Here is an 11,880-nt window from a genome sequence, read left to right as displayed (position 1 = left end):
CCGCCCGCGGCTTCTGGCCGTTGAGGTATTTCAGCACCTCCTGCGGCGTGGTGTGGCGGTATTCGGCCAGCGCGGCGAGGCGGCCTGCCGGCATGCGGCCGTCGCTGTCATTCTGCGTCAGCGCCTCCGCCACGTCCGGATTCACCCCGGCTGCGACCAGATAGGCCCGGTTCGCCGGCACCGTGGCCGCGGCGGCCTTGGCCTTGTCGTGCATGTCGATCAGCGCCAGGGCGCTGGATCCGGCCAGCGTCAGCAAGGTCCCGACGATCGGCCCGCCAACCTTGCTCAGCCGCAGCAGGCTGGCCAGGTCGGGATAGCTGGAGATGAAGGTGCCGGTGGTGGCGGCGCCGAGCGCCGCCGCGCGCGGCCAGTCGCCTTCGATCGCGTAGTTCGCTGTGCCCAGCGCGTTCCACCAGCCGAACACCTTCAGGTGATTACTGAACACCTTGCTCCAGGTCCCCTGGTTGGCGGCCGTCCGGCCCAGGAAGCCCTTGATCCCGGCCTCGCTGCCGTCCAGCTTCAGCATCCGGCTCATGGCCTGGCTGATCACCTGGGTGCCTTCGATCGCCGTGCCCCCGGCATAGAGGCCGAGGAAGCCGATGTTCCGCCAGCCCTTCTCGGCGAGATAGCCGGGGTCGTCGATGTTGCGGTCGAGCCGTTCGGCCTGGTTGTGCATGCCCCAGAGATAGGTGGCGGTGCCGTACAGGCTGAGGCCGATGCCGAAGGGCTTGGCCCCGGTCACCGCCGCGATGTCGACCTGGACATGGTTGCGCGCCATGCGCGACGGCCAACTGACATCGACCACGATCTTGCCGGGGTCCGCCAGCGTACCGTTCTGCAGGCCGTCGAGGTTGAACAGCCGCGCCGCCTCGGTCATCCCGGCAGAGCTGACGGCGAGGGCCAGAGACAGCTTCGGGTCGGTCTGCGAATCCGGGGCCTCGGCCTGCTTCAGCAACTCGGCCTGGTGCGGTGAGCCCTGCAGCTGCGGCGCGTATTCCGACAGCGCAGCCATGCTGCGCGTCAGGTGATAGCCGTCGCTGTTGATCCGCTGCAGGTCCGCATCGACGTCCTTGACCGTGTCGTCCTGGTCGCTGGCCCGCGCCTGTTTCGTCTCGGCCCCGGTCTTGAGCGGCTGCCCGCCCGGCGCGTCGTCCGGCGGCAGGAAGCCGTCCCAATTCCCCGGCGGGTTGGTCAGCGGGATGGCGGTCTGACCGAGCTCGGTGACCGAATCCCGGACGTGGTTCTTGAGGTCCGCGGTGCCGTCGAGCACGCCCTGCTCGATCCGGTCCGCCGACTTGACGCTATCGCCGTCGCCTTCGGTCCGCAGCTGCTTGGCGATGGCGAGGGACAGCACCGCGCCGGAACCGTCGGCGGCCGGCGTCTTCGAATTGACATTGGGTGCGCCCCAGGCCTGCAGCGTGCTCGCCATGAAGTCGATCGAATCCTGGCCTTCCGGGCTGCGGTCGGCGCTGTCGGCTGCGGCGCTGAGGTTGCGGAAGATCTCGCCATACTCGCCGCTGCCGCCGTTGGAATCGGCGTGCCAGAGCTGGACCTCCGGATTGACGAAATCCGTGGTGATGTCGCCGATCGTGTCGGTCGCCTTGTCCAGGATCAGCGCAGCGGTCAGCGGGTCGGCTTTCTGCGGGTCGGTCAGCTCACGCAGCTTGGCTGCGGCCTTGTAGGCGCCGGACGGGTCGTTCTCGTCCTTCGGCGTTTCCTCATAGGCCTTTTTGATCTCGTCGGCGGCGCGCTGCGGCGCCCCGTTCAGGAAATCATCGGCCTGGGATTTGATCGCCCCCTGCCAGGCCGGGTCCTGCGGCCCATAGGCCAGCAGCAGGTCGCGATGCGCCTCCACCGCCGCCTTGGTCGGGGTGGTGATGGCAACCGCCGAGAACTGGTTCGTGACCTCCCGGTTGAACGCCAAAATCGACAGCAGGTCCGGCTGGGCCGACCGGAACAACGGGTCGAACACGGCGTGGGTGCGGCCCTGCGCCGTCCACCCCTCCTGCGCCGTCTTGGCGGCATCGTCGACCGCGGCGGCGAAAGCGGCGTCCTTCGGCCGGCGGGCCTTCAGCTCTGCCTTCAGCCCATCCAGCGCATCCCCGGGCACCACCGAATCCCGGGTGGCATAGTCCATCTCTGCGACCAGCGACGGCCTGACATCGCCGCCCTTCGCCAGCAGGCCGGCCTGGTCCTTCGCCATCCGGCTGCGATCGGCATCCAGGATGGTGACCGTGTCCTTGATGTCGAGGTCGTCGGGGTTGTGGTCCGGCGGGAACAGCGCCGGGTCGGCCGCACGGATGTCGTCGAGCGTCCGGCCGTGCGCTCGCGCGATCGAGGTCAGGGTGTCGCCCTTCTTGACCTCGTAGACGGTTCGGCCGCTGTCGAAGGTGGCGGCCGGGGTGGGCGAGACCACGGGGCCGAGGTCCTGCGGCAGCAGCAGGCTGGCCAGCGGGTTCTGTTGCGTGACGGGTGGCGGTGGCGGCGATAGCACCGGCGGCTGCCGGTTGCGGGCGATCGCATCCTGGAAGGCGGGGGCCACGGCAGGGTTCTGGGTGCGGAACGGGGACTCGATCCGCCCGCCGATCCGAGGGAACAGGGACATGGCCGTCTCCTCTACAGATTCCGTCGCCGGCCCCGCGGCTGCGATGACGATTTGATGACACGGAGTTTGGTGGCCGATCCCGTCCTTGTCAAACCGGGCCGAGCCCGATTTGAAGATTTCGCAAGGCAGGTTCACTGAAACGGGCAAGAATATGCCGATGCTCGGCAGAGAATGGCCGAACAACCGGCAACAGGCTCAGGGATAGCCTCGTATAGTCCGTCCCGCGATCCTGGAATCCGGATCCGATTTCCTCCCTTCGCCGGGATCGGAAGCTGCGTGGTTCGGGCGGAATGTCCAGATCCTCATGGATTTCTTATGCCTGGGACCGGCATCAGTGCCGCGCTCCACCGGCGCAGCCGAGAGCGGACTTAGGATCGGACAAGACATATGATCGACAGGATTGGTCGGGAACCGGACCTGGAACTTGGGCTGCTCGAGGGGGAACGTCCCGACGCCGGCCCGTCGGCAAGCTATGTGGCCCGCCTGTCGAGCTGGCTGACCGCGGTCACCACCTCGCGAAACATCGTCCAGGATGGTGCCGGTCAGCAGATCGAGGCTGAACGCCAGGCCCTGGCGGAGGAGCGCCGCATGCTCGAAGCCGAACGCCTGGAGTTCGCGCGGCTGGCCGCGTCGGAACGGCAGCGGCTCGCGACCGAGGACCGCAGGCTGGCGGCCGAGAGCCAGAGGCTGGCTGCCGACCGCCGGGCGCTCGCGGAGGAACGCGCCGAATTCGAGCAGCAGCACGCGGCCGAACGCCGCCAGGCCGAAGAACAGAGTGCCATCGACCATCGCGCCTTCGTCGAGCGCATGCAGGCCGTGTCCGAAACGGCCCGGCAGCAGCGGGACGAGCATCATCTGGACGATGGCCTCTTCAACGCCGCGCTGGCCGAATTCGACACCAGCCTGGAGACGCTGGCGCAATTGACACCGGCCAGCGAAGGCTACCGGTCCGCCAAGGATGCGGTGCGCCGGACCAGCACCGAGCTGGCGCAGGCCCTGCACCGCGGTCTCAACTTCCTCCTGGCCAGCCTGGGCGACGAGACGTCCAAGGCCCAGCTTGCGGCCACCCAGGCGCAGAACCAGATCTTCAAGGAGCAGCTGCGGCTCGGCCGGCAGTCGGTGGTCGCCGCCATCATCGGCGTGGTGCTGACGGCGATCTACATGGTGTTCACCGGCGTCAACTACGGCACCGGCACGGCGGTCAACCTCAACACGTTAAGGCAGAGCTGACGGCCGGCGGCGGCCCTGCATCTCGGTCCACTGGTTGGCCAGGTCGCCGACCAGCATAGCCAGCGCCACGCAGCTCCACACCGCGATCTCGGCCACCGCGGGATCCGGCGGCTGGTCGAGCCCGGTCAGGCCGAGGATCAGGCGCCCTTCGAAGAAGGTCAGCGCCACGGCGTAGCTGCGGGTCATCCACTGCCGGTGCCGCGGGATCATGCCCTTGAGCGCGAAGGCGATGCCGATCCCGGTCGTCACCATCAGCAGCACGGCGTCGACGCCCGCGGCGAAGGTGAAGGAGCGTGAGGCGCCCGCCGCCTCGTCGAGCCACTGGATATAGGCCCCCAGCGGCGCCAGGATGAAGACGCCGACGACATAGATGCGGCCGACGACGCGATGCACCACGGCGAAGCGGCGGCGCAGCCGGTCGGAGAATTGCAGCGGCGCCAGCAGCAGCGCACTGGCCCCGGCCACGCCATGCGGCAGCAACCACCATTGGAAGGACTGGTAGTGCTGCCACACCGGGTTGTCGGGTTCGATCAGGAAGCGTTCGTTGTGGCCGATGACATAGGCCATCATCGCCAGGATCAGCGCGAAGACGACCGTCTTTGCGCGGGGGACGTGGAAGGAACGCCGTACCGGCTCTATTGCGACCATGTGGATCTGCTCCAGCTTATTGCTGCGACCAGAAAGCCGGATCCAGATGTCCAGGAGATTTCGCTTGCGGACCGAAGCGTTACGCCAGAAATGCGACAACCCGGTGACGAGAACAAAAACACAACAGTTGCGTCCGGGCCGGTCCTGGGCTGATCTGGTCGGATGCATCCTGGTCCAGACGACGCATCGATGAGTGCAGTGGCGGAGACCGCCGAACCCTTGCTGCCCCCGGCCTTCCTCGGCTGGTTCCGGCACAAGGGCTGGACGCCGCACCTGCATCAGCTGGAAATGCTGCAGGCGGCGCGCGACGGCACCCATGTCCTGCTGATCGCCCCGACCGGCGGCGGCAAGACCCTGGCCGGCTTCCTGCCGTCGCTGACCGAGCTGGCGGAGCGGCCGCGCGAGGGGCTGCACACCCTGTACATCTCGCCGCTCAAGGCCCTGGCGGTCGACATCCACCGCAACCTGGAACAGCCGATCGCCGAGATGCGGCTGCCGATCCGGGCGGAGACCCGCACCGGCGACACGCCGCAGGCCAAACGCGAACGCCAGCGCCGCCACGCACCGCAGATCCTGATGACGACGCCGGAGAGCCTGGCGCTGATGCTGTCCTATGGCGATGCCGACCGGATCTTCGGCGGCGTGCGCTGTGTCATCATCGACGAGCTGCACGCCCTGGCCGGCACCAAGCGCGGCGACCTGCTGGCGCTCGGCCTCGCCCGCCTCGCCTTCCATGCACCGACGGCGCGGCGCATCGGGCTGTCGGCCACGGTCGCGCATCCAGACGCGCTGGTCGCCTGGCTGTCGCCGACCGGCCATGCCGACCCGGCGCTGGTGCGCACGGTGCAGGGGCCGCCGGGCATCAAGCCGGTGGTCGAGATCCTGGAAACCGAGGGCCGGCTGCCCTGGTCCGGCCATATGGGCACCTATGCCGCCGCCGAGCTGTACGAACGCATCCGCAAGGCCGGCACCACCCTCTTGTTCGTCAACACCAGGGCGCAGGCCGAGCTGGTGTTCCAGGCGCTGTGGCGGGTGAATGACGACGTGTTGCCGATCGCGCTGCATCACGGCAGCCTGGCGGCGGAGCAGCGCCGCAAGGTCGAGGCGGCGATGGCGCGGGGGGACCTGCGCGCCGTGGTCGCCACCTCCTCGCTCGACCTCGGCATCGACTGGGCGGCGGTCGATTTGGTGATCCAGATCGGCGCGCCAAAGGGCGCCAGCCGGCTGCTGCAGCGCATCGGCCGGTCGAACCACCGCTTCGACATGCCCTCGGTGGCGCTGCTGGTGCCGGCCAACCGGTTCGAGGTGCTGGAATGCCAGGCTGCCGCCGACGCGGTCGAGGCGATGACGCTGGACGGCGACCCGCCCGACCCCGGCACGCTGGACACGCTGGCGCAGCACCTGCTGGGCTGCGCCTGCTCCGCCCCCTTCGACGCCAAGGCGATGTTCGCCGAGGTGCGGCGGGCGGCGCCCTATGCCGGGCTGACCCGGCGCGATTTCGACGATGTGCTCGATTTCGTCGCCCATGGCGGCTACGCCCTGCGCAACTACGACCGCTTCCACCGGCTGACGCAGGATGCCGAGGGCCGCTGGACCGTGGCCAACGCCGTGGTGACCCGGCAGTACCGGATGAATGTCGGCACCATCGTCGAGCAGGAGACGCTGAAGGTCCGGCTCGGCGGCGGCTTCGGCAAGGTGCTGGGCGAGGTCGAGGAGTACTTCGCCCAAGGCCTGATCCAGGGCGACACCTTCATGTTCGCCGGCCAGCTGCTGCGCTTCGAGGGCATCCGCGAGATGTCCGTGATGGCCAGCCGCGCCGCCGCCGGCGGTGAGCCGAAGGTGCCGGCCTTCGCCGGCGGCCGCATGCCGCTGACCACCCATCTGGCCGACCGGGTGCGCCGCCTGCTGTCCACGCCCGCCCATTGGGCCCGGCTGCCGGACGATGTGCGCGAGTGGCTGGAGCTGCAGCGCGACCGCTCCGGCCTGCCCGGGCCGGGCGAGCTGATGATCGAGACCTTCCCGCGCGGCGGCCGGCACTACATGGTCGCCTATTGCTTCGAGGGCCGGCAGGCGCACCAGACCCTGGGCATGCTGCTGACCAAGCGGATGGAGCGGGCGGGGCTGGGGCCGATCGGCTTCGTCGCCACCGACTATGTGCTGGCGACCTGGAGCCTGCACCCGGTGACCGACCCGGCGCCGCTGTTCAGCGAGGACATGCTGGGCGACGACCTGGAGGCCTGGATGGGTGATTCCAGCCTGCTGCGCCGCACCTTCCGCAACGTCGCCATCATCGCCGGGCTGATCGAGCGCCGGTCCCCCGGCGAGAAGAAGACCGGGCGCCAGGTCACGGTCAGCGCCGACCTGATCTACGACGTGCTGCGCCGGCACCAGCCGGACCATGTGCTGCTGCGTGCGACCCGCGCCGACGCGGCGCGCGGCCTGGTCGACGTCGCCCGCGTCGCCCTGTCGCTGAAGCGGGCCCGGCGCAAGCTGACCCACCGCGCGCTCGACCGCGTCTCTCCCCTCGCCGTCCCGGTGCTGCTCGAGATCGGCCGCGTCAGCGTCGCCGCCGGCGCCATCGACGCCATGCTGGAGGAAACCGCCGCCGAGATGATCGCCGAGGCGACCCCGAAGAAGAGCGAGGGACGCAGGCGGCGGGGGTGAAGCCGCCCGATGGGACCGTCCGGCGCAATTCGCTACGATGGCCCGAATCCAATCCAGCGCGGAATCGAGGGGGGCGACCGATGGCGGATGACAGGGCGGACAGGCAGGACCGTCTGGCGCGGGCCAAGGCGGCGCTGGCGGTCGATGCCTCGGCCGCGGCCCGGGCGCGGATCGACAGCGACTACGAGGGGCTGTGCGTCGATCTGGTCAGCGAATGGGTCCTCGGCGAGAAGCGGTTCGAGAGCCAGGGCCAGCAGGCCGAATACTGGATCGCCCGTTGCTACGAGGCCCTGCATCCCGACGAGCAGCCGGACCCGGCCAGGATCTATGCGCGGTTCCAGCTCGGCCTGCCGCGGGCGCAGTACCTCGCCCGGCTGCTGCGCGCCCGCCGCAGCGCGCAATGGCGGGCGGCGGCCCGGGCCGAGCTGCACCAGGCGCTCGGCCAGATCGAGGCCGATGCCCGCGCCGCAGCGGCCGCCGGCCGGGCGCAGGTGCAGCGCTTCGACCTCAGCCTGTCGCGCGGCGCCTATGACGAGCTGGTGGCGCTGTATGACGCCATGGCCTCCGCCCTCACCGGCCGCAGCCGCCCGGCGCCGCCGAGCAAGAAGCCGTCCTCGCCGACGCTGACCTGGTTCTCGATCACGGCGGAGACGATCCTGGCCCTGCTGGCCGCCCTGCCCCCGGAGCCGAAGCCATGAGCGCGGTGAATCCGCTGACCATGGTCAGCTTGATGCTGACGCTCGCCGGGCTGCTGGGCAGCTTCTTCTACATCCAGCTGAGTCAGTGGCTGCGCGACCTGACGGCGCTCGAACGCAAGAGCGACCTGAACCGCTTCGCCGGCAGCGAAGGCGAGAAGCGGGCACTGATCGAATGCGAGATCGACTACAGCAAGCTGGTGAGCTTGCCGACCACCGTGGTCAATCTCAGCGTGATCGGCTTCGTCCTGTTCATGCTGGGCAATGCCCTGCTGATGATCCGCACGGCCGATGCCGACCCGCTGTACCCCAACATCGCCGTGGCGCTCTGGGTCTTCCTCGGCCTGTTCCTGGTGCTGTCGGTCGGCCTGCTGCTGCTCGGCCGGCGCAGCGCCACCACCACCCGGCGGATCCTGGACGGTGCCGCGCCGAAGGCCTGACTGGCCCGCCCGGAACATAGAGCGAACAAAGCCATTGCCGGATGCCGGCGCTGCGCCTAAACCGGTCTCATGCCGACGCGCACCATCCCGCTCCGCGACCATGCCTTCCACCCCGACCCGTCGGGCGCGCTGTGGTGGCCGGAGCGGCGCTGGCTGCTGGTGGCCGACCTGCATGTGGAGAAGGCGACGGCGCTGGCGCAGCGGTCGCGCCGCTTGCTGCCGCCCTATGACAGCACCGCCACCCTGGCCCGGCTGGGCGCGGTGATCGACCGGCTGGACCCGGTGGCAGTGGTGGCGCTGGGCGACAGCTTCCATGATTCTCGCGGGGCCGACCGCCTCGCCGCCGACGATCTGGCGACGCTGGGCCGGCTGGCGCAGGGCCGCGACTGGGTCTGGGTGCTGGGCAACCACGACCCGGACCTGCCGGCGGCGCTGCCGGGCGACCGGACGCCGGAATTCACCATCGACGGGCTGACCTGCCGCCACGCCGCCCGACCTGGAGCCCCCATAGCGCATGGTTTCGGCGGCGAGATCTCCGGCCACTATCACCCCAAGGCGGCGGTCAGCGGCCGGGCCGGACGGGTGACCGGGCGCTGCTTCGTCGCCGATGAGGATCGGCTGGTGCTGCCGGCCTTCGGTGCCTACACCGGCGGGCTCGACGTGCTCGACCCCGCCATCCGCGGGCTGCTGGCACCGGTGTTCCATGTCTGGCTGATCGGCCGGGCCATGCTGCACCGCTTCCCCGGCGCCCGGCTGTCGCCGATCGGACAGCGCTGGGCCGAGGCCTGATCTAAGGACTGCTGACAGGCCTGGACTTTCCGCCGCTTCGCTCCAGTTTGGCGGCTATGCCCGATACCACCCTGCTCTGGTTCCGCCAGGACCTTCGCCTCGACGACAACCCCGCCCTCGCCGCCGCCATCGCCCGGGGCGGCCCGGTGGTACCGCTCTATATCCTCGACCCCGAGGCCGACGGCGACTGGCCGCCGGGCGGGGCGAGCCGCTGGTGGCTGCACCGGTCGCTGGCCGCCCTGGCCGAGGCGCTCGCCGCCCGCGGCAGCCGGCTGGTGTTGCGGCGCGGACCGGCCACGGCGGTGCTGGACACGCTGATCGCGGAGACCGGGGCCGGCGCCGTGCTGTGGAATCGCTGCTACGAACCGGCGGCGATCGCGCGCGACACCGCCCTCAAGAATGATCTCAAGCGGCGCGGCATCGTGGCCGAAAGCAGGAACGGGGCGCTGCTGTTCGAACCCTGGGAGATCCGCACCGGCTCGGGCACGCCGTTCAAGGTCTTCACCCCGTTCTGGCGCGCCTGCCTGGAGCGCGGCGGCATCGCCGCGCCGCACGCCGCGCCGAAGGAGATCCCGGCGCCCGGACACTGGCCACAGAGCGATGACCTCGACCACTGGGCGCTGCTGCCGGCCAGGCCCGACTGGGCCGGCGGGCTGCGCGAGACCTGGACCCCGGGCGAGGCCGGCGCCCGCAAGCGCCTGTCCGCCTTCCTGCGCCACGGCCTGGCGGGGTATCCCGACCGGCGCGACCGGCCGGATGTCGACGGCACCTCCGCCCTGTCGCCGCATCTGCATTGGGGCGAGATCGGGCCGCGCCGGGTCTGGCAGGCGGTCGAGCATGCCGCCGACGAGACCCCTGCCCTGCGACCGGCCGCCGGCGCCTATCAGCGCCAGCTGGGCTGGCGCGAATTCTCCACCCAGCTGCTGCATGCGCGGCCGGAGCTGCCGGCCGACCCGCTCGATGGCCGCTTTGCCGCGTTTCCCTGGGAAACCGACCGCACGGCGCTGCAGGCGTGGCAGCAGGGCCGGACCGGCTATCCCGTCGTCGATGCCGGCATGCGGCAGCTGTGGCAGACCGGCTGGATGCACAACCGGGTCCGCATGGTCGCCGCCTCCTTCCTGATCAAGCACCTCCGGATCCATTGGCGCGAGGGCGAGGCCTGGTTCTGGGACACGCTGGTCGATGCCGACCTCGCGAACAACGCCGCCAGCTGGCAATGGGTGGCCGGCAGCGGTGCCGACGCCGCGCCCTATTTCCGCATCTTCAACCCGGTGCTGCAGGGTGAGAAATTCGACCCGGAGGGCGCTTACGTCAGGCGCTTCGTGCCGGAGCTGGCACGGCTGCCGGCGAAGTGGATCCACCGTCCCTGGGCGGCGCCGGATTCCGTGCGGGCCGAGGCCGGCGTGACGCTGGGTAAGACCTACCCCCGGCCGATCGTCGACCACGCCGCCGCCCGCCGCCTCGCCCTCGCCGCCTTCCAGGCGCTGCCGAAAGCCTAGCGCTGGGTTGGGCCGGGTCGCGGCTCAGGGTGAGCCACCTCCGCTCAACCCTCACCGTCATCGCGAGGAGCGCAGCGACGTGGCGATCCAGATTGGCGCCGTCTGCGCGGTTTGCGCCGGCAGAACTGGATCGCGTCGCTACGCTCGCGATGACGGTGTGGGGTGGGCAGCCGCAGGCAGCCTTCGGCGCCGGCGTCAGCGGGAGCCGAAGATGTGCTGGGCCAGGCTGATCCGGCGCCAGTTGTCGTTGCGCTCACTCTCGGGGGCGCGCTCGCTCTCGGGCGCGCGCTCGACCGTGACCCAGCCGCCCCCGGGTGCCACCATCGCCGTCCCGGGCGGTGCGGCCGTCCCGGGCGGCGCGGTCGCCGTCGGGGTGGGCTCATCGGGCGGTCCGGTGTTGCCGGGGCCCGGGTCAGGTGGCGGAGAGTCGGGCGGTGCCGGCTGGTCCGTCAGCGTCTTGACGACCCTGCCATCCTCGTCGAAGACCGCGCCGGTGTCGGTGTTGAGCATATACACCTGCCCCTCGGGCAGGCCGATATCGGCGGCCGGGATCCGGCGAAAGCGGCCGAGCCCGTATGGGCTCTCCTGCCAGGCGGTGACCTTCGCTGTCGCCTCCCCCGGCGTGCCCCGGATGGTGTCGAGCCAGGCGGCGGCGACGCCCAGATCCCGGCAGGTCTGCAGGATCACGGCTTCGATCGGCAGGGCGGGGTCGGCGAGGTCGGCGGTGAGCCTCTCATCCACCAACACCCGGTCATACAGGTCGTTGGTCAGCCGTTCCCGCGGATCCCTGTCGGGACCGTCTGAGGACTCGGGCTTCCGGGCGGCGATGGCGCGGGACACCCCTTCGACGACCCTACGGCGCCGCTCGCCGATCTCCGCCCGCCGCCCGTCGCGGCGGTCTTCGGTCTGGCGCCGGTCGTCCTGGTGCCGCTGGTAGAACAGGTCCTTCAAGGCGAGGCAGCGGCGCATGGCGAGCAGCAGGCGCTCGACCGGCTTGGCCGCGGTGATGGCTGTGCCGGCGGCGACGGCCTGGAGCTTGATCTCCTTGGCCAAATCGAAGGCCAGGGCGGCGGCGTCGCTCAGCATCGCCGCATCCCGGGCAAGCTCCTCCGCCGCCGGGAAGGCGGTTGGTGGCTCGGGGATGGCGGCTGCGTGTGTCATACCTTCATGAGAACATAAAGGGAACAATGAGTCGAGGGATAATACTGCTCAACCTCCCCCACGCCATCATCGCGAGCCGGCATCGTAGGTTGGGTTCGCTCTTGCGAACCCAACGCTGGTGTGGCCGGGCGCGCGGTTTTAGATGACGG

9 protein-coding genes are annotated in these 11,880 nt (G+C 70.2%); 6 read left to right on the top strand and 3 right to left on the bottom strand.

Going from position 1 to position 11,880, the window contains the following annotated elements:
- The coding region (locus AC3XYG_RS28425; protein WP_489143243.1) for a LysM peptidoglycan-binding domain-containing protein at positions 1–2,605 on the bottom strand (2,605 nt) is incomplete at its 3' end.
- Between the two features lie 387 nt (positions 2,606–2,992).
- Between AC3XYG_RS28425 and AC3XYG_RS28420 the strand changes: the two genes are divergently transcribed.
- Positions 2,993–3,835, top strand: a complete 843-nt coding sequence (locus AC3XYG_RS28420) for a coiled-coil domain-containing protein (RefSeq protein ID WP_489143242.1) — start codon at positions 2,993–2,995, stop codon at positions 3,833–3,835.
- On the opposite strand, the gene AC3XYG_RS28415 is transcribed toward AC3XYG_RS28420, so the two are convergent.
- Entirely contained in the window at positions 3,821–4,483 is a 663-nt protein-coding gene (locus AC3XYG_RS28415; protein ID WP_489143241.1) for a DUF2306 domain-containing protein, read from the bottom strand. The genes AC3XYG_RS28420 and AC3XYG_RS28415 overlap by 15 nt on opposite strands.
- Before the next feature lie 189 nt (positions 4,484–4,672).
- Here AC3XYG_RS28415 and AC3XYG_RS28410 point away from each other — a divergent pair, with 189 nt between their 5' ends.
- From AC3XYG_RS28410 to AC3XYG_RS28390, 5 genes are all read left to right on the top strand, one after another.
- The gene (locus AC3XYG_RS28410) at positions 4,673–7,147 is read left to right on the top strand and encodes a ligase-associated DNA damage response DEXH box helicase (protein ID WP_489143240.1); all 2,475 of its coding nucleotides are present in this window, start codon (positions 4,673–4,675) and stop codon (positions 7,145–7,147) included.
- 80 nt (positions 7,148–7,227) lie between these two features.
- Positions 7,228–7,845 carry a hypothetical protein gene (locus AC3XYG_RS28405; protein WP_489143239.1) on the top strand — a complete coding sequence of 206 codons (618 nt, stop codon included), beginning with the start codon at positions 7,228–7,230 and terminating at the stop codon, positions 7,843–7,845.
- Entirely contained in the window at positions 7,842–8,282 is a 441-nt protein-coding gene (locus AC3XYG_RS28400) for a hypothetical protein (RefSeq protein ID WP_489143238.1), read from the top strand. The genes AC3XYG_RS28405 and AC3XYG_RS28400 overlap by 4 nt, the downstream gene beginning before the upstream one ends.
- A 69-nt stretch (positions 8,283–8,351) precedes the next feature.
- Complete coding sequence (gene pdeM / locus AC3XYG_RS28395; RefSeq protein WP_489143237.1) at positions 8,352–9,071, top strand: ligase-associated DNA damage response endonuclease PdeM; 720 nt, start codon at positions 8,352–8,354, stop codon at positions 9,069–9,071.
- Positions 9,072–9,127: 56 nt separating this feature from the next.
- A complete protein-coding gene (locus AC3XYG_RS28390; RefSeq protein WP_489143236.1) occupies positions 9,128–10,570 on the top strand; it encodes a cryptochrome/photolyase family protein in 1,443 nt (480 codons plus the stop codon).
- A gap of 195 nt (positions 10,571–10,765) precedes the next feature.
- Here the strand turns inward: AC3XYG_RS28390 and AC3XYG_RS28385 are convergent, their stop codons facing one another.
- Entirely contained in the window at positions 10,766–11,731 is a 966-nt protein-coding gene (locus AC3XYG_RS28385; protein WP_489143235.1) for a hypothetical protein, read from the bottom strand.
- Between the last annotated feature and the right edge of the window lie 149 nt (positions 11,732–11,880).

It is taken from the genome of Inquilinus sp. (assembly GCF_057815775.1).
The sequence above is the reverse complement of the archived record's forward strand: the minus strand, read 5'-3'. Positions and strand labels throughout refer to the sequence as shown.